Below are 19510 nucleotides of genomic sequence, written 5' to 3'. Positions count from 1 at the left end.
AGCTCTGCGCGGCTCAGTCCTCGACCCGCAGAATCCGTCGATTCTCCGCCACGACATCAGCTGCCACGACCTGGTTGCCCAGACGCGCCCCCAACGTCTCGTAGGCCAAATCTGGAGGCAGTGCCGCCGAGAACTTCAGGCCCGCAATAGCGTTCCGGCTGACCTCGGGGCGAGACCAAGCCACCTCGGCAAGAGCGTCACCCACCTCACGTACCGTCACCCCGGGCAGCAATCGCAGTGACCGCTCATCGATACGTTGCCGCGGGTCGACCAGCTTCGGCAGTGACGACTGCAAGGTGCGGTTGGCCGCTGTCCCGCCCCACGTCCACCATCGCCCGGCCCCCTCGGGCGGCAATGCGACTACCAGGGCGTCCGATGCGACCGTCGACTCATAGGTCGCGCGCAGACCATCGAGCGCCGTGACCGCGCGCTTGGTCAAAGTGACGCCACCAGGAGTGTCACCGAGCAGCACCGCCCGCATCCCCCGGGTGATCTCGTAGGACATACCCGATCCCAGACCGGACCACTTGGCGCGACCACCAGTTTCCACGGCGTCGACAAAGCAACGCCTTCGCTGCCAGTCCACATGCGTGACCTGCCACGATCGGCCTCCCAGGAGCAGTATCCGCGGCCCTTCGACCTCTTCGACGAGCAGGTCGGTACCGACAGAGCCGACTTCGTTACGTCCGGCCAGCACCAAGAACTCCGGGGCAGCAGTGAATACCGCCGTCAGATCGGAGAAATAGCGGCGACCGAATCGCCGCTCTGCTTCATGGCCAATATGTAGAAAGTCACCATCACGTTCGAAATAGCCTTCGGTGCACAGGAATTCGAGAATATCCTCGGCCGTCTCATCGAATATCGACAGCGAACCCCACCATTGCTTCCAGGTGGTTACCCCAATTTTGTGCTCCTGCAGGCACAATGCGAGTAGCTGCTGGGCGGCGATATGCCGCGGCGACGGAGGCGCGACGATGGGCTCGACCCAGCCGCGCGACCAGCAGTGCAACATTCCCAGTGCGAGCAGGACCGCGTCCTCGTCCAGGCACAGGAACAGGCAGTTGCGGACGGAACCGGGCCGTCGTCCGGTCCGGCCGAGCCGCTGGAGGAATGACGCAACGGTTCGAGGTGATCCGATCTGGATCACCCGGTCGAGGTCGCCCACATCGATACCCAACTCCAAAGTCGACGTGGCGACGATGACGGTGTCGCGTGACTCGGCGAACGCCTCCTCGGAGCGCCGACGCTCGGCGGCCGACAGTGACGAATGTGAGAGATAGGTCTCGATTCCCTTGGCGCGCAAGGCCGCACCCAGTTCCTCGGCCCGCCGTCGGGAATCGACGAAAACCAGGCGCTTTTCTCCCTGATGTAGTGCGGCGATCACCGTCGCCGCGTTGTCGACAGAGCCGACGTGGTCGACTGTCACCTCGGGGTCCACAGCGGTACCGACCCCTGAAGGCGCGACGACGGCGCGCGCGCGCTCGATGAAGCTGCCCTGCAACCACGCCAACAACTCGCCGGGGTTGCCGACGGTTGCTGAAAGCCCAATGCGCTGGATCTGTCGGCCGCTGATCCGGGACAACCGCTCCAGTACCGCCAGCAGATGCCAACCGCGATCGTCACCGGCAAAGGCATGCACCTCGTCGACGACGACTGCCCGCAGTCCGGAGAACAACACTCGCGCATCGACTCTGGTCGAAACCAGCATGGCTTCGAGCGATTCCGGCGTGGTCAGCAAGATATCCGGTCGTTCACGGAGGATCCGTTGCCGGGCAGCCTGCCCGACGTCACCGTGCCAGACCTGTGCCGTACGCCCCAGCCATTGCGTGTATCCGTGCAACCTCGGCTGAAGATTGTTCAGCAGCGCTCGCAGCGGGCATATGTACAGGACGGAGACGCCGTCCCACTCCTGTGCTGCCATCGCCGAGAGCAGCGGAAACATCGCCGCCTCGGTCTTGCCACCCGCGGTCGGGGCTATCACGAGCGCATCCGAACCGTCGAGGATCGGACCGACCGCCGCAGCCTGGGTCGGACGCAGACCGTCCCAGCGCAGGGTATTGGCCAAGTGGTACCGAACCCCTGGATGAAGTCGCTCGAAGGAGTCCACTACAGGTCCAACTCGATGTCGTCGGCAGAGGCGGTCTCGCGCTCGGCATCCGACAATTCGGAGTCGGTGATCTTCACCTCGTAGTCGACGTACGGATCGAAGTCTCGATTCAATTCGATCACATCGAGCACATCGACGAGTTTGCGGAGGAACAGTCGAGGTGCGACACCGACCCGTCCACCCAACTTGCCGGCAACCGCCTCGGCGAATCTGCGGAGGAATTCCTCGTCTGCGACGCCGCGGATCCGCTCCGCATCATCGAGTCCCGAGACAAAGAGTTCACGTACCCGGCCGCCGAGTTCCACCAGCCGATCCAGGTCGAACCCGGTCAGCCGCAGTTGCGGTGCACGGGGATTGTCGAACTTCGGATCACGCGAGAAATCGGTATGCAACCGGTCTGCGAGAGGCGGCAGCAACGCAATGCCTTGCCGCCCTTCGAAGAAGGCGGGGGTTCCGGTGATCAGCAGATACAGCCCCGGGAAGTGACCGTCGTGCACCTCGTCCACGAGCTGCCGTAAGGCGTTGAGCGCCTTGGCCCGTGAGTCACTGCGAACCCGCTGCAGTGTCTCGACCTCGTCGAGCACCAGGAGTAGTCCCGTGTTGCCTGCGTCGGCGAGAATGGCGAGCAATCCTCGCAGAAACCCGAGAGCCAGCGAGTTGTCGAGGTCGCCTTTGATCCCCGCCTGCCTTTTGACCGATGCCGCCACATGCGGTTGCCCACCGAGCCATGCGATCAGACCGTCAGCGGAGTCGTTGTCACCCGAGGCGACCATTCGACGATAGGCACGAATTGCCATGGGGAATACCGGTGCCCGCATCGCGACCCCGGCAAGTCTGCGTTCGAGCAGTGCATCCACTTCGGCGCCCTGTGACTCTGCGTCGTCCTCGATGGTGAACAACCACCCGTCCAGGATCGGCCGGAGCGCGCTTGGCGGAACCGATGCGGTACGCAATGATTCAATGCTGCGCCGATACACGGTCTCCAATTTGTGTAGCGGCGTGTCGATCTCGTTGATCTGCACCTCGGCCACTGCGAAACCACGTTTGAGTGCGCGGTCGGCGAGCCATCGGGCGAAAAAGGTTTTACCGGAGCCATAGTCGCCACGGACAGCCTTGAACATCGCGCCACCACCCGCGACGATACCCAGCTCGGAATCGAGTTCGCCGTCGAACCGGTCGAGCCCGACAGCGAGCTGATCGAGTCCGTTGGACGGCACCGTTCCTCGTCGCAACGCGTCGAGGATTTCGCGGCGTCGCCGAGCCGAGACCGGGGCGCTCACTGCGGCACCCCGAACTGTTCGCGCAGCGCCGCCTCATCGAGCCGGACTACCCCCTGGTCCAGCAGCAGGACCTCATAGCCCTCGACGTCAAGTACCCGTTTGATCTGGAGAAGCGCGCCGTTGACTCGGGCAGGCGCGACCTGCACTACCGCCGCCGCCTGGACCAGGGTGAGCTCTCGCGAACCGACCGAGGTGAGTGCGTCGACGAGTGCGCCGATCTGATCCGGCCGCACTGAGATTCGGCCTGCGAGCCGCAGCTGTTCCTCGAAGATCGCCGACGACAGCACACCTGCAGACAACGTCGTGGCCGGTTCCACAGGTTCGGCATCGAACAAACTCGGTTCGGTCTGCAACGGTTTGCGCGTGTCGACCGGTCCCGTCCCCGCCGAGACCGATCCCTGCGCCACGGACAGCGGAGCATTCCACCACGTGGGCTCCACGGTATCGAGCGGCGCAAGCGATTCTGGGCACTCACCGGTGTACAGCGCGATCACCGGCACCACGACCTCGGCGGGCGAGCCGCCACCGTGGTACCCGGCATTGACCACTCCATATCGAATCGTGTCGTCGACGGCCAGCACCGCGGCACCGGTATCGGTGAGCACCCGCGGCCCCCGCACCACGACCTCGCCGTCCTCGACACGGCCGATGTCGGCGTGGGCGCGTTGCCCGTACAGGTGGCCGCGGTGCAATCTCCCGCTCTCGCGACGTTCTATGACGTGCCCGTGATCGGAGGTGACGACCACTGTTCGGCCCGCTCGCTGCGCGGCCTTCAACAACGGTCGCAGGTGCGGAATGGCGTCCACCGTCCAAATGGCTCGCCCCGGGTCGGTGTGATGCAGGGAGTCGTCGACGAAGTTGAGCACGGCCGCGACGAGCGGACGGCCCTTGATGTCGACGATCGCGTCGTTCACCTCGGTGGCCAGCGCAGCCCCGGCCGGAGTCGTATCGAGGGCCTTCTTGTGGAAGATCGGTTCGGGACGATCGCCGGGCGCTTGCAGTCCGGCCTCCCGCAGGATCGCCGCGAAACCGGTGCGCTCGGCCTGCTCGTCACCCTCGCGAAGTTCTCCGCTCAGCAGCGAGCAACGACTACGCCGTGTGAGCGTCGGCAACACAGCGAGCGCACCTCCTCGGCGCGGTTCCCCCGCACCGACCAGCCACGTTATCGAAGCCTCACGCCAGCTGAGCCCTGTTGCACCCGAAAAGATTTCGTTCGCCACCGATACGGACAGACCGTCGAGCACGAGTAACAGCGTCGGGCGGGATGCAGCCAGTGGCACCACGACACGGCGCATCAAGTCCTCGACCCCAGGTACCGCCGGTTGCGGCGCATCGGCCAACGCTCGCGCAAACTGCCGATCATGGTGACGCCTTCGCTGCGAAACCAGGTCGATGATCGTCCGCAGAGTAGCGATCGAACCCGGCAGCTCCGCCCCACGTCGCACCGCAGAGACAGCCGCATCCACCCAGCTGTCCTCGATCATTTGGCGATCGGTCAGCATCGCCAAGCTCGTGGCTGGCTCGCTGCGGGCAGCGAGCCAACGGACCAGCCGGATTCCCGCGGCGAATGCGTCGCACGCGGGATCGGTCTTCGCGAGGAAGTGACGCTGCACCTCCAGCCATGCCGCCTCCACACGAGCTGAAGACGCGGTGACGATCGGCGCATCCGGGTCGTCGCCCAGCGCGCTCGGCAGTACGGCATCGAGTGCGTCGGACAGCGTCGCCAAGCGTGCCTGCAGACCTTGCGGCAGGAACTCCGAGTGACCCGCCACTTGCCCGATGCCGAGTTCGGCGACGTGTCGTTCGGCGAGGTCGAGGACGTGGTGCTGTTCGCGCACGGACTGCATTCGTGTCAGTAGTCCCGCCGCATCCTGATACCACCCGCGGAGATCGTCGGTGCTCAGTGCGCCCAACTCGAAGCGACCGAGGAACAGCCCGCGAGCGAGTTCGCCGCCGGATTCCTGTGTATCGAGCAGCCCGGCGATCAACCCCAGCGGCACCAGATCCTTGATCCGGCCGCTGCGCAGCAGCGCCGTCACCGCCCGGCCCAGCCGACCCGAGCGCTCACCCAACCAGTCGGTGAACGCCGCCGACAGCACCGGGCCACCCATCGCCAGCTCCGCCAAACCTTGGTCGACGTTGCCGCTACGAGTCCACTCCAGGACGGTGAGTGTGTCGATTTCGACAGTCGGATCGTCGGTCATCGCGAGGACGCCTCGTGCCACCGCGCTCATCGCATGCGCCTGAGTGAGCACACCGCCACGGGCCGGGGTGTAAGCCGTGGAGGGCAGCACCGCCAAGAGTCCGGTGGCCAGCGACCGATCGTTGTCGACTCGGTACAGCGCAGGTTCGATGGTGGTGGCGGCGAATGTGCTGCGTAACGCATCCCAGGGATCGGGTGTCAGCAGCCGACCGTTCACCAGGTGCGCGAGCACGCCGGAACCGAGCTCGTCCTCTTCGATCGGCGTGAGGATCACCAACCATTCACCGTCGCTGCGGTTTTCGAGTGCCTCCCAGACCGCGAGGGTGGATGGGCATGCCGCGACTGTCACCGGGACTCCGTCGTGGACGAAGCCATCGCCGTCCCAGCAGGGGGCGGCACGCAATCCGAGAACACCGTGGCGATACTGCTTCTCACCCGCCTTCGCCAGTTTGGCAGCGATGATCGGCTGGGTGGCGGTCAGCGTGGTCACTCCACCCACCACTTGACCCGCACGCGGCTGCCGTGCCGGGCGAACGCGGCACGCAACTCGTTGGTGAACTCCTCGACGTCGTCGAGCCCTTGCAGGATCACGGTTTCTGGGTTGGTCTCGGAGGACACCGGGGCGGGCTCGGGATGCGGTGGCTTCGGATCGGTCGGTGGCGGCGGGGTGGAGTCCCTGACCGGATCCTCGACGGGAGTCGGGGTCTGCGCCATCACCCAGTTGAATATCCGGTCCTCGCAGTGGCCCAATTCCTCGGCCAGCGACTTCCCCGGCACGGAGATAGTCTCCCGCAACCGCCGCAGCAGATCGCGCGCAGAATCGGCTGCGGGGCCCGAAGCTTCGGCACCGGCCTGCAGTTTCTCGAGTACCTGCCAGCGGAAACCTCGCAGCGCCCGTGCGTCGCGTCCTGCTTCGGCGCGAATCTGCCCCGCAGTCGACATCGCGACCGGCAGTGTGAGCTCGGCGAGCTGATCGATGACGGCCACGTTGCCCGCGGTGGCTTGGACCCGTTCGAGTGCATTCGCCAGTTCGGTCGCGGCGGTGAGCCGGTCGTTGCGTTCGGCGGTGAAGTGAAGTCGGTCATGGGCCGCGGTCAACTGCTGGATCAGCTCGACGAGGTCACTGTGTTTTTCAGCGGCCCGCACTCGGACCTGCTGTGCGAAGTCTGCAACATTGGCGCCAGTGAGATAGGTCCGCGGCATCGTGTACCCGAACAGTTCTGAGGCTCGGGTACGCGCCGTATCCCAGGCCGACTGCTCGGGCAGTTCCTCGGCCCGCAACTCGATGCTCTCACGCATGCGTCCCAGCGGGGGCGCGGTGACCGGTGCGCCCGCCTCGAACCAGGCTCGTTTACGCAACAGCGCCCACGCACTGACCACCAGGTCACGCGCTTCCGGTCGCAGGCCCCACGCCGGGCTGATGGCGTCGATGCGACGCTGCAGGTCGCCGACGGTCACGGCGCTGCCCGATGCCGATTCGCCTGCGGCGCGATCCAATTCACCTGCCCAGAAGGCAAAGGTGTCCTCACCGAAAAGGAAGTGATCTTCTGTCGCCTTTCCGACTCGAAGCGGTCCTGCCACTCGTCGGACTGTCTTGCGATCGGTTCCGGGCATCGTCGGCACCCGACCGTCACGATGCGTGCACGCCTGCTCGACGTATCCGCGCACTGTTTCGAACTGGCGTGCGCTGATCTCCTCGGTAGCCGGTTCGAACTGCGGGTGCGCCGGGTAAGTCGCGCTGAACGCCTGGTCCACCACTTTCTCGAAGGCATCGAGCAGTCCGAGAGCTGCGGGCAGCCTCGGCTGGAAATCCCTGCTCAACGACACGAGCACCTCGGTGTGCCCCGCATCGTCGACGAAATTCTTGGGGTCCGCCGCCTCGATTCCGTACGCCTGTCGCAGCAGCAATTCGAAACTGGTCATCGAACCGCGATACAGGTTCTCCAGGATGCCGCGCGCCTGCGCCCGATCACCGGCCGACAGGTGGTCGGAGTTCTCTTGCCAGCGGTCACCGCTTCCGGTGAACAGCCAGTCGAGTTTCACCAGCTGCGCCAGATCGTCCATCGCCTTCGTAGAGAAGAATTTTGGCAACCACACCACGGTGTGCCTGTCTCCGCCGGTGATCAACCGGTCGACCCGCGCGATATCGTCGGCCGCCGAGAAGTCGTGCTCGTCGAACGGGTAGTCGACGATGAAACGCCATGTTCCCGGGCGCGGGTCGAAACTCTGCTCTGGCACCGACGCCGGATCGCGGACATTGCCGAATACCACGTCCACTTCGCGGCGGGAGCCGCGGAAGTACACGGTTCGTGTTGCCGCACCGGCCAAATCGTCTTGACTGGTGATGGCGAGGGCACTGTGCACGAGCTTGCGCAGCAGCACCCGGCGACGACCCATATTGTCCTCGCCTCGCACCCGATCGATCACCGACTTGTAGTCGACCTCAGCGAGTTGCAGCCGGATGATCGGATCCTGCCCGTCCGCCACACTGATTTCCGGGATGTCTTTGCTCGCCCATTCCCGAACCGCGCCGAGTGCCACTCGCGCTTCGCCGCCGCGCAACCGCGTTTTGATCGAGCCGTGGTTCAACGCCGCTAATCGGCTGGCAGTGATATCCCGCAGTGCGGGCACCTTCGGCGCGATCGCCGAGAGCAGCAGCGTCTTCGCGATGCGCTCATGCGACCGGAATCCGAGCGGCACACTCGCTGGTTCGTTCGCCAGTTGATCAGCGGTGATCTGATGCTTGTCCAGCAGCATCGGCAGCACCTTGTTCCGATACAGCTCTGATGCCGCCTTGAACAATGTGCCCGCGTGCGCGTCGATCGGTTCGTTTCCTTCGACAATCCGGTCGAAGGCATCCCCCACCGGAATGAGGTCATCGACGGTGAGGGTGTCGCGACGCTCGACGAGCATGCGCTGCATCACCTTCAGCGCGGTTCGTTCGCGCTGCATAACCGTCGACAGGTTGCGCAGCGTCGCGACCAGGGCCGGGGAGAACGGATAGGTGAGCTCAAATTCGCGCTCGGACGCTCCGCGGTGCTCATCGGAGGTGTTCATGCTGTCGCGCAGCACATCCCACACGTCGGGTGTGCGGCTGACGGATTTGAACGCATCCGCGAGGATCTGCCGTGCGTTGTCGTCCTTGGGTCGCAGCAGTCGCGCGTGCGCCACCTCGGCGAGGTTGTCATCGCCCAGTTCGATTTCACGGAACCGGCCCTGCTGGTAATTCAGCGAACGGTCGATTGCCTCCTGCTCAGCGCCGGAAGCACCCGCGTCCGCGAACCATTTACGCAGGTCCATCTGACGAGAGATGAACGAGATCAACGGGATCGGACGCTGTGTGCCCGAGGATTCGACGAGTTTGGTGATCTTCTGCGATTCGCGCGCGAAGAACTCGGTGTCGCTCACCGAGAACGCCAGCCAAAGGATGAGTTCGTCGAGGAACAACACGGTGGCGTCGTAGCCGAGCGATTTCGCGTGCTCGGAGATCACGACCAGACCGCGGTCCAGGTCCACGTACTCGGCGTGCTGTGTGAACGAACTGTAGTGCGTCTGCACCAACGCAGATACGAGCGCGATACGCTCCGCGTCTTCCGGCGGTGCGGTGCGAGCCTTCTCGTAGCGCGGCAGATCCCAAGCTCCCCCACCCAGGACTCCACCCCACGCATCTTGTACTCCGGAGCCCAGTGAGGACAGGAATTTCTCGTCGCCCAGGCGACTGCGCAGGTTCTCGGCATCGTCGAGCAGCGAATCCGACACGTGCACCGCGGGCAACTCGGCCTCGGGGTGCAGTCGCCTGATCTGGTCCACATAGCCCTGGAAGACGGCCTGTTCCAGACTTTTCGCCCCGAGCAGGTGATAGGTGAGACGCAGGATCTTCTTACCGGACAGTTTACTGTCGTACCGTCCGGTGAGTTCGTTGAACTTCGCAGTCCGCATCGCCGGATGATTGCCGAGCAGCGCGTACAGCACCGCCATGAAGTGGCTCTTACCAGAGCCGAACGACCCTACGAGATATGCAGCGCGGGAGGTGTTCTTGCTCACCGCATCGGCAACCAGAGTCAGTGCGGTGGCGAAATTTTCGCGAAGCGACTCGGTGAGAACGTATTCCTCGATCGTGGCCCGGATGTGGTCGTCGTCGCCCGTGCTCGAGGTGAGTTTGAGGACATAGTCGTCGCTGCCGACCTGTTCGGGGATGTCGATCACATCGCGCAGGAGAATGCTCATCGCCGCAGGTCCTCCAATCGGCTCGGTGACCAGATCTTATTCGCCAACGCCAGCACGAGGTCGTTGCGCTCCTCCTGCTCGGCCCTGCCGAAGGTTTTGTAGGGCTTGAACGCCAACTTCTCGCGGGTTCGAAACTGCTCGAACTGCGGTTGATGCTGGTAGGCGCTCGCGGTCAGGCTCGCGGCGTAGAAATTCTGTTTCGCGTAGTGCGGGGCCTTCACTTCGAACGGCTGATCCTGGTAGCTGCGGTTTACGTCGGCGGGCAGCAGAATCAGCGCGCATATGCTGTCGCGCCACGCCTCGAACTCTTGCTGTGACTCGAACTGATCGCGGTAGCGGTTGTACTTGTCGGGCCAGATGTGCTCGATATCGAACGGGTTCTTCTGGGTCCGGTCCACGTAATGGTCGAACTGGTCCGCCTTCCCCACACCGACATCCACCGCGGCGGTGATGCGAGCAAGGAGGTGGTAGATATACCGGCGGCTGAACTGGTTGAGTCGCAACGCATACATACCGTCACGCCCACGGCTGGGGCTCTGCTCGAAGGTGGTGTCGTCGGCATTCAGTTTGCCGATCAGGATCGTGATCAGTTCATCGAGCGATTTACGCCGAATGTCCTTGCACAAAGCCCACATCGGGTAGCTGACGTTGGAGTATCCGACGCGGATGTAGTTGACGACGCGGCGCATCAGCCAGATATCCAAATATGCTGCTGTGGCTTCGATCTTTCGGCGCACGGTGTCGGCGTCGTCGTCGATGGTCAACGGTGCGAGCAGAACGGTGCTCTGCCAGGTGAAATCGTTGTGCGCGTTGTAGTAGACCGATTCCAAACCGGGCGTGTAGGTGCGTCCGGCATGCAAGATCTGCCGGTAGGCCCGTGCGAAGAAGGGGAATTCGTCGGTCATGATCCGCAGGTTCGCCGCTCCAGCCCCCGCGCCGACCCGCTTCTCGTTGTCCCGAATCCACCGGTGGAAGGTGCTGCCGATCAGCTCCCAGTCCTTGTCGGTGGCGCCCTTTTTACGATCTCGGATGCTGTCGGCGTACTGGGCGCGCAACCACGCTTTGATACAGGCAGCGTCGCGTTCCGGGTCGGGATCGGCTGCCCACGAGGTGAGTTCGAGGACGGTGCTCTTCCAGACACGGTTGGCGTTGGCGCGTCCGTCATCGGAATCGATCGGCGCCAGCAGATACGCCTTGAGCATGTCTACCGGGCTGAGTGGACGACCTCGGTCGTTCATCGTCTCGAAAATCGAGTAAGCGTGCGCGTCGGTGACGGTGGCAATCTCGATAAGCCCAACCCTGCGGATCAGCCAGTAGACGAAGGTCGCCAAGCCCTCGCCGAGCTCGCCTGCCAGCTGGAAGTCCTCGATATCGTGGTACCGGTCGAGGATCGTCCTGATCGACTCTTCTTTGCCGTCACCGTTGTACTGCTCACCGTTGAACAGGGCGCGAATCACCGGAACCCGTTCGGCAATATCGAGATTGAAGCTCGGCTCGCCGAAATTATCCGAGAAGATCAGTGGTTCCAGTGCCGTGGCTGCGCTGAGACCACGCGCCTTCGACTCGCGGTACAGGTAGATCAACAGCAGGGTCAGCGAGGTGACCCGCTGCTGACCGTCCACCAGGTAGTTCTTGTTCCCCCGTTGGGTGACGATGATCGAGCCCAGGAAATAGTCGGCGTATTCGCTCGCGTTCTTGGGCGAATCACCGTCGCGATAGGACGTCTCGAACTTGCCAAGCAGGTCGGAGAGCAACTCCTGGATATTGCGGCACTCCCACTTGTATTCGCGCTGATACTCATCGATCGCGAACGAACGGCTCTGCAACAGTTCGGTGATCGTACGGTAGTGCGGCGTGATGCTGCTCATGCGGTCACTTTCCTGGCCCCCGGCCACGCGTGGTGGCGGGTGGACGCCACGCGGCCAATTCCTCGATCGTGACGCCGACCTGCGCGCAACGCGAACGCAGTTCCTCATCGATGGTGTGGGCCACCGATTCCCCGTACTCGGGATCGATCTCGCCGTGCCATTGTCGAACCCACGGCGCGAGTTCGGCCAGACCCGCCAACATCGGCGCGAGCTTCGCTGCCTCCCAGCCATCGTCGATACGAGCGCCGATCAGCTCGGCGAGGGCCAGCGCCTGTTCCCCATGATCCCAACCCGCCCAGCCGAGCAGCTCGCTCGAATCAGACTCGCGGCTGGCGCCAGGATAGGAGATGAAGCGCTCCTTCGGCACGTCGAGCTTGCCTCGACGGGACCAATAGGCGGGTTTTGCGAAATCGGTGGGCCTGTACTTAGGCGGCACAGCAATCGGTATGTCCAGCTTCTCACCGGCGTCTTCACGGCGTTGCAGCGCCCAGGTCTCTTCCCAGGCGACACGCTTGTCCAAGCCGGACGATTTGTAGCGGAGGGCCGCGAGATACGGCACGCCTTCGTCGGCCAGCAGCTTCGTCAGCGCGGCCGAAGTCGAAACGTCGGAACTACCGGCCCACAACTGCAAGACCTTTCGGAAGTCCTCATCATGGTCCAGATTGTCGGCCAACTGGGCAACGCTTTGCATGGTGGGGCGGCCGTCACGGTCAAACCAGAATGTGCGGTCCTCGACACGGTCGAGTAGCCAACTGCAGAGGGCGTCGGAGAGGCGCTTGTCCCAAGACTCGATCGTCCATCGGCGCTTGTATTCTGGCTTTTCCAGCAGACGGATGTTCGGGTTGGACGCGATGGTGTCAAGGCGCCGTTGCATTAGTGCTTGGTAGTCAGCAGGGAGGTGTGCCGGGATATCGGCAATGCGAGTCGAACGATGGCGCTCGAACCACACTGTGTGTACACCGTTCTCGACGGTCTTGGCGAGGACTATCTCGAAGGCTCTCTCGCCCAACGCAATTCCAGGCAGATTACCGGGATAGGTAAGATCCTCGTCGACCAGGCCATACAGGCGATAGCACTCCCAGTCCAATTCTTCCTGGAGTGCAATCATCAGTGCACGGATACGTTCGGATTCTCCGTATGCAGCAGAAACAGCGTCGTCAGTGGGGACCGCGTTCGCGGCGACCGCCTCGGGAGAGTTTTTAGCAAGCTCCACGCCGAGGGCATCGAGCGTACGGGCACGCGTCAACGGGTAGCCTGCCGGAAGGGGAAATTCCTGGACTTTTGTTCCATTAAACTGATAGCGCTGCTCCCAACCTTCATCAGAGTCACCTCTACCAATTCCCCCACCAGCCTTATTCTGACATTTCTGTTTGAGCCAGAAGCATGCTACCGAACTGTTCAACAACCCCAGTATATTCAGGTGATCATCTTCTCCCGCCCCCTCCGACAGCTTGATCACCGGCGCAGTCTGCTTGAACACTTTGCCGCCACGGTCAAGTACAAAATGATTGTGGGTCGCAACTTCAGCAAACACGATCGCCCACGGGGTACGGAGTTTGCTATCGGTCAGCCTGCCGTACTCATACCATTCAACACCTGCATCGACCTTCGTCTTATTCCCAAACATCTTATTATTTTCGAGCAGATTTCGGAATGGCCACATGAACCGCAAAGCATTTGGCGCCTGGACCGGAAATACATCACGTTCGATTACCTTTAATTTGTCTCCGTATGGAAATATCGCAACATCGTGCGGAAGCTGAGTCCAGTCTCGAAGTTCGTCCCCTGCCACCATCTCTCGAGATGCCTCGTGGAGGACCTGCGCCCTCATCAAGACCCGAGGAGGTTGAATGAACACATCGTCTTCAAGTGTAAATGACGTGATTCCAACCGAGGTCGCCACTCGGTCGAGCACTTTTTCACGGGATCGTTCGATATCGGCCAGAAGTCCGACAGCACCGCCGCCCGAAAGGCTCCACGGGTGCTTTCTGAACGCATGTCGATCCAAGTCCGCGACCGTGATCCATCCGTTGTCGAATACAGAATCGTCGAGATGGTCGACTATCGCGGACCATACGATCCCTTTCGCGGGTTCGTCGGGACGGCTCGGTTCACCTCGAACCCCTAGCACCGCTCGAACAGTTCCAGTTGACACAGACTGATTACGCGCCACCAGAATAACCGTGGGCGTCCCATGACCGGGGATAAATGCGACGGAAGTGTCAATTACACGCCGCAGGTCCTTCATCCCTAGAAACTCATCGATAAGTTTAGCGCCGAACTCACGCTTCATGAACGAATTCGCGGTAATCTGCCCTACCCAACCGGGCCGGTTTCCCTTTGTGCCCGACTTCGCCAGCTCAAAGAACAGTTCCATGAAAGGAACCGCTAGGACATATTTTCCGTGGCAGGTTGTGTAGTGCCTCCGGTATAGGTCCCGAAGTGCTGGGTCCTTGACACTGACATAGGGCGGGTTGCCCACGACCACATCGTGCTCACGACGCAGAATAGCCTTCAGCCCCACAGGGTTTTCGATCGACAGCGCGAACTCACCCTGCCCGATAGACAAGAGATCGTCAGCGATCGCCTCCTGCCTGGATCCCCAAAGCAGTGAGTCACCGGCCGCCAGATTTAACTTGATGTCGACCAGCTTCTCGATCGACTTGTCACCACTGGCATCCAATGCCGCAACCATCAGGCGAAATCGAGCAATCGCCACCGCGAACGGATTGATATCTACCCCGAAGACCCCCTCGAGCGCCTTGCGAACGAGAAACCGAGGTTGCAGCGCCGGGGCCTCTCGCTGCCAGTGGTTGAACAGTCGACGGAAAGCACCCAAAAGAAAGTGACCCGACCCGCAGGTCGGGTCGATCACGGTAAAACCGTCGAGCTCCCGCTCGGCCAGCGCCGGTTCGAGTGTCTGGTCGAGAATGAACTCCTCTACGAACTCCGGCGTCTGCAACAGCGCATACGTCTTCTTCGCGTACTCCGAAAGATCCTGGTAGGCATCACCGAGGAACCGGGTGTCTACTCCAGCGAATCCCCACAGCGGATCACCGGAATCATCCTTCTGCCACCAAAATTCGAGCAACGCGCGGCCTGCATCGCCGGACGGCGTCACCTGATGCAGCGGCGAGAATTCGTCCACCAAACCCCGGGTCGCCTCAAGCCCGTCGAAGTGCTCGATGATCCGGCTCAGCCATTCCCGGTCGGTATGCTCGGGTTTTTCGGTGAAGTACGCCCGACGCGCATCGAGGGCCTGCTGTCGTGCGTCCGGATTCGGCCCCGCGATCCACAGCCGCGACACAAGCGCGTTGTCTTCGCAGTACCGAGCGAACACCGTGAGCAGCACCCATGCCACCGCCGATTGCGTCACCCGCTCGTTGCGCCACTCCTGCCACGAGGCGGCGGTGCGCTGTGCGGTCAGGGCGTGCTCGTATTCGCTCTTCCAGCGTTCGAACACACCGGGCTGGCGGGAGTCGAGATCGGTGCCATCGACCCGTGTGCGTAGGTCGTCCTCCAGCGCCGTCACTTGCTTGCGCAGCGCCGCGACCAATGCACTCGCCGAGAATCCCTCGGTACCCGCCATTACTGAACCTTCTCCCCACTCTCGCCGACGATCGGCGTCCAGGTCACGAATTGTCCACCGGGCGAACCCAATTGAATCGGCTTGCCGTCCACCAGCGCGCCCCGTTGACCACGGATCTGCGGAAGTATCGCCCATACCGGCCTGCGGCGCCGCGCCGACAGATCACTCAGGCGCGCGAGCAGGTCCATATGTCCGTAGCGGGCGAGGGGTGACAGTTCGGTGAGGATCACCGGCCCGGAACCGGTGGGCTCGCCGGAGACGACTGTGGACTCGAGCCGGGCCACCAACGGTGGCATCACCTGATCCAGCACCGCCCGCAGTCCGTGTGCGTCCCGGCTGCCTTCCGCAGCGGCGTCCGCACCACGGACCAGATCCCACGGCACACCCCTGGCCTCCGCCAGTTCGCGCATGGCCGCGATGATCTCACCTGTCACGTCGACAATCACGCCGTTGAAAGAGTCGGCCAACTTCCGTGCGACGCGCACATGCTCGCCCGCACGATCCGCCGGGATCGGCACCCCGATAGCGACGAATCCATTCTCCCGCAACGACTGCCGCAGCAGCACATGCCGGGCGGAAGGAACACGGTCAACGTTCGCACCGGGCCCCTGTTCCGGAGCCATGCCGGTGCGGGTTGTTCCGCGAGTGTGCAGGGACGATTCGCTCGGCGGCGCGGCATCCTGATAGCGGTAGGCGCCATCCGCCCACGTCAGGCCGAGACCTGCACGCTCGATCATCGCGTCCAACGCCGTTCGTGGCGGCAGCCGATCGAGCTCCGGGAAGCGGGCGGCAGCCCGGGCGCGAACCTCGTTGGGGGTCAATGATTCCGACTGGGACAACCCGGCCAACGCCCACCGCAGGACCTCGGACGGGTCGAGTGCCCGCGTATGCAGTTCACTTCGCCCGGAGACGTGCGCCAGGCGAGAGGTGGCCGCAGCCAGGCGAACCAACTTCGGGTCTGGCGGCAACGGAACCCGGACATCGGGTCCGGCGGCACTGCGATACGCCCGGCTGAACGCCTCCCGTAGTTCGCGTGCCGCCGTCGCGAACGGCACCACCACGGATGTGCTGCCGAATACCAGTTCGTCGGCCCGCTTCCCGACTGCCTCAGCGGCGGCCAACAACACCTCGTCGTCGGCGACCAGCGCCAACCTGCCGTCGTGCCTGCGCCGCACCAGTCGTTTTGCGCCGTCGGCGGTCTCGTGTTCGGTGAGGCGATCGAAGGCGGCGCGCAGCAGGCCCGCCGCCGCCCGTTCCGCGAGAACCGGCGTCATCGCGTCGGCCGCGGTCGACGCGGGCTGCGGCATGCGTGCGCGGATCTCCGCGGTGAGCGTCGGGATCGCCACCACGTCACCGGAATCGCGGAGCACCTGCTGGGCGAGGTCGATCACTCCGTCGAGAAGTTCACGGGTGGCCGGATTCTCGGCCCATTCCGCCTGCAGCTCTTTGATGAGCTGATGCCCCCGCTGGTTCGCTTTCTTCAATACCCGAGCCAGTTCGTGCCCGCTAGCGAAGGCATCGAGGCCGGCCTTCTCCCCGAGCAGCAATTCGCCTGCCGTACGCCGCGTCGTCCGCCGCGACCCCAGCGCCGCCAACAACAGTTGCACCGCATCGTCGAGGCTGAGCATGGTCTGCCCGCTGGCCACAGGCGCCTGCCGCCCGAGGCTCTTGGCCCACTCCCGATACCGATCTCGGATCTCGACGCGAGTGTTCTTGGCTTCCTTGGCAACCAGGCGGTTCAGCCGGGTGGAATCCAGGGCGAGCAGTTCCCCGACGGTAGTGACGGAGATGGCGGCGAGCGCCGACACTGCACGCGGGCTCAACCCGGCGTGACTCAGCGCGGTGATCACGGTGGCGGTGGCTGCCGCATCGGCGGTGCCGCTCGGCGCAGGAGCGGCATCCAGCTCCGTGAACACCGCGCGCCATGCACGCAGCATGTCCTCGGCGGTATCCGGCCGTGCCGTCGAGTCACGCGAGAGCGCCGAGGCGAAGAACCGCGAAAGAGATTCGGCCACAGCGGCTTCGAACATTTCCGGTGCAAGGGTGACATCATCGTCCACCGTCGCGGGGTTCGCCTGCGGGTCCGGGCCGTACTGCGGAGCGTTGCCCGTCGCCATCTCGAATAGCACCACCGCCGCGCCGTAGCGTTCGGCGGCAGTGTCATAGGTGCGGCGGCTGCCCGTCAATCCCAGGAAGGGGTCGAGATAGGGCGGGGTCCCGGCCTCGATATTGCGCGGATCGACTCCAGCCATGGAGAAGTCGAACATCATCAGATGGGTGTCGGCCCGCTGACTCGACGAGAACACTCCCAGGTTGGCCGGTTTGATGTCGCGATGTGTGACACCGGCCCGTTCCAGCGCGACCAGCGCCGTCAGCAGGTCGCTGCCCCATCGCTCGAGCAGGTCGATCGAGAGGCCGCCGTCCTTACCTGCCAGTTCCTCAGCCAGTGTCGTGCGACCGGCCCACTGCAACACCAGCGCCGTGCGTCCGCCGACGATCTCTTCCGTGTTCAACTGCACGATCCGCGGATCGTTCAGTTTGCCCAGTACCTGTGCCTCGGCACGCAATCGAGCCGCGGCCTCGTCGTCACGGGCCACCTTGAGCACCCGCTGCGCCCGACCGGCCTTGTTGTCTACGACGAGGATGCCGACGGCGGTGGAGCCCGCCCCCAGCCTGCGACGGTATTCGAAGCGACCGTCGCTGAGCACAGCGCCGGGGCCCGCCTCCAGCGGATCTGTCTCACCGGGCGATCCGATGAGCCGGTGACGGGTGTCCTCCAGCCGGTCCAGGAAATCGGTCACTGTGGCGATCCGGTCCGCAGGGCTCGGGTTGGTCGCATCCAGCACCAGCTGGCGCAATGCCGAGGGCACCTCGGGCATTTCCGCCGCCAGGTCCAGCCCGCGATCGCGACGCAATCGATCCATCAACTCGCCGCGGTCGGTAGCAGGCGCGGCACCAGCCGACAACAGGTAAAACGCCAACGCGCCGATGCCGAATACATCCATTCGCACCGGATCGGTCGCGCTCTTTCCCTCCGGAGCGGCGAACAGTCGCGCCTGCTCCGAAAGGGTGTCCGCATCCAAACTCAACAGCCCGCCGGAGAGGGACGATGTGCCCATCTCCGAATTGGCAGGAAGAACCCCCGCGCTGTCCCAGTCCGTGACTTGTAGCAGGCGATTCTTCCCCCGCATACGCAGCGTGACCGCGCGTGGATTCAGTGTGCGGTGAACGACGCGATGCCGGTGCGCGTAAAGGACGACTTCGGCAAGCTGCCCCAGCAGCTCCAGCTGATCCTCCAGCGTCAACGTGGTGGCGTTGTCAGCGAGCCACAGATCGAGACGTTCGACGTCCTTCGGCTGAAGGAAAACCAGGCCGATGCCGAGTTCCCGATCCTTGACCACATCGACCGGCACTTGGAGGCCATCGTGCTTGAGCCGGGCCAGCAGCCGGTATTCACCCTCCACGGCCCGAACTCGCGCATGCTCCTCGGCCGGGCTGGAACCCGGCTTCGGCAGATAGAAGCGGATGCGGGCGCTGCGCTCTGTATCGACATGATGGAACGCCGGCCAATCCTGCCAACCGTCCCCATCATCGAGTGGTTCCTCGTCGATGACCCACGACCCCAGCTCCCGCTGGCGGCGCGGCGCGAGACCGATCGCTCTCATCAAGTCGGCCAGCAACAAGGATTTCTCCTCGCTGACCGGTGCCCGTGTGGTGGGTCCGAGTAATCGCTCGGAGATGCCCGGCAGATTGCTCCTGGACTCGTTTCCGTCGAGTCCGTACAGGTTGATCGCCGAACTCGGGGGCAGCTCACAGACCAAGTTCGGATGGTGGAGGAACACCAGTTCCTGCACGTAGGGGATGGTGCCGCGCGGGACTGGACCGACTCGATCGATCAGGCGATCTTTGAGCAAAGAGGCGAAGTACTGCGCCTTGCGCCTGGCCAGCAGCAACGGCGAGTCCTCGGAGCGATGGCCGCCACGACGCCACACATGATCGTTGCCGCGCAGCACGCCGCTGTAGTACTTGAGCTCGATCAGATACAGCGTGTCCCGTGCCAGAACCAGCAGGTCAACCTCATGCCAGCGGCCTTTGTTATCGCGGAATTCGAAGTTGGACCAGGCTCGAAAAGGCGGTGCGTCCGGCAGAAGCGTCTCGACGATGTCGAGGCCGTCTTTCTCGTGATCGAACTGCGAGGGCGAGATTTCAGTCCAACGCCCACCTTGCACAGCGCAC

General features: G+C 63.5%; 7 protein-coding genes. All 7 read right to left on the bottom strand.

All coding sequences use genetic code 11. From position 1 onward, the window contains the following. Positions 1-13: 13 nt before the first annotated feature. From AB0J47_RS22905 to pglW, 7 genes are read right to left on the bottom strand one after another with little or no spacing between them, the layout of a single operon-like run. Entirely contained in the window at positions 14-2107 is a 2094-nt protein-coding gene (locus tag AB0J47_RS22905) for a DEAD/DEAH box helicase (RefSeq protein ID WP_364349262.1), read from the bottom strand. Beyond that, the gene (gene brxD / locus AB0J47_RS22900) at positions 2107-3387 is read right to left on the bottom strand and encodes a BREX system ATP-binding protein BrxD (protein ID WP_364349259.1); all 1281 of its coding nucleotides are present in this window, start codon (positions 3385-3387) and stop codon (positions 2107-2109) included. The genes AB0J47_RS22905 and brxD overlap by 1 nt, the downstream gene beginning before the upstream one ends. After that, positions 3384-6080 (bottom strand): BREX-2 system phosphatase PglZ, encoded by a 2697-nt coding sequence (gene pglZ, locus AB0J47_RS22895; protein WP_364349256.1) that lies wholly within the window; start codon positions 6078-6080, stop codon positions 3384-3386. The genes brxD and pglZ overlap by 4 nt, the downstream gene beginning before the upstream one ends. Beyond that, positions 6077-9817, bottom strand: coding sequence for a DUF6079 family protein (locus AB0J47_RS22890; RefSeq protein ID WP_364349253.1), 3741 nt, complete (start codon positions 9815-9817; stop codon positions 6077-6079). Before AB0J47_RS22890 ends, pglZ begins: the two co-directional genes overlap by 4 nt. Next, a complete protein-coding gene (locus AB0J47_RS22885) occupies positions 9814-11685 on the bottom strand; it encodes a DUF262 domain-containing protein (RefSeq protein WP_364349250.1) in 1872 nt (623 codons plus the stop codon). Before AB0J47_RS22885 ends, AB0J47_RS22890 begins: the two co-directional genes overlap by 4 nt. Before the next feature lie 4 nt (positions 11686-11689). Next, the gene (pglX, locus tag AB0J47_RS22880; protein WP_364349247.1) at positions 11690-15274 is read right to left on the bottom strand and encodes a BREX-2 system adenine-specific DNA-methyltransferase PglX; all 3585 of its coding nucleotides are present in this window, start codon (positions 15272-15274) and stop codon (positions 11690-11692) included. After that, positions 15274-19503, bottom strand: a complete 4230-nt coding sequence (gene pglW, locus AB0J47_RS22875) for a BREX system serine/threonine kinase PglW (RefSeq protein ID WP_364349244.1) — start codon at positions 19501-19503, stop codon at positions 15274-15276. The genes pglX and pglW overlap by 1 nt, the downstream gene beginning before the upstream one ends. Between the last annotated feature and the right edge of the window lie 7 nt (positions 19504-19510).

It is taken from the genome of Nocardia sp. NPDC049737, assembly GCF_040674755.1.
Classification (GTDB): domain Bacteria; phylum Actinomycetota; class Actinomycetes; order Mycobacteriales; family Mycobacteriaceae; genus Nocardia.
This window is presented reverse-complemented; position numbering and strand designations above follow the sequence as displayed.

Excerpts from the sequence above, each read along its gene's own strand:
- AB0J47_RS22890 (WP_364349253.1), bottom strand. The coding sequence starts at position 9,817 with ATGAGCATTCTCCTGCGCGATGTGATCGACATCCCCGAACAGGTCGGC.
- AB0J47_RS22885 (WP_364349250.1), bottom strand. The coding sequence starts at position 11,685 with ATGAGCAGCATCACGCCGCACTACCGTACGATCACCGAACTGTTGCAG.
- pglX (WP_364349247.1), bottom strand. The coding sequence starts at position 15,274 with ATGGCGGGTACCGAGGGATTCTCGGCGAGTGCATTGGTCGCGGCGCTG.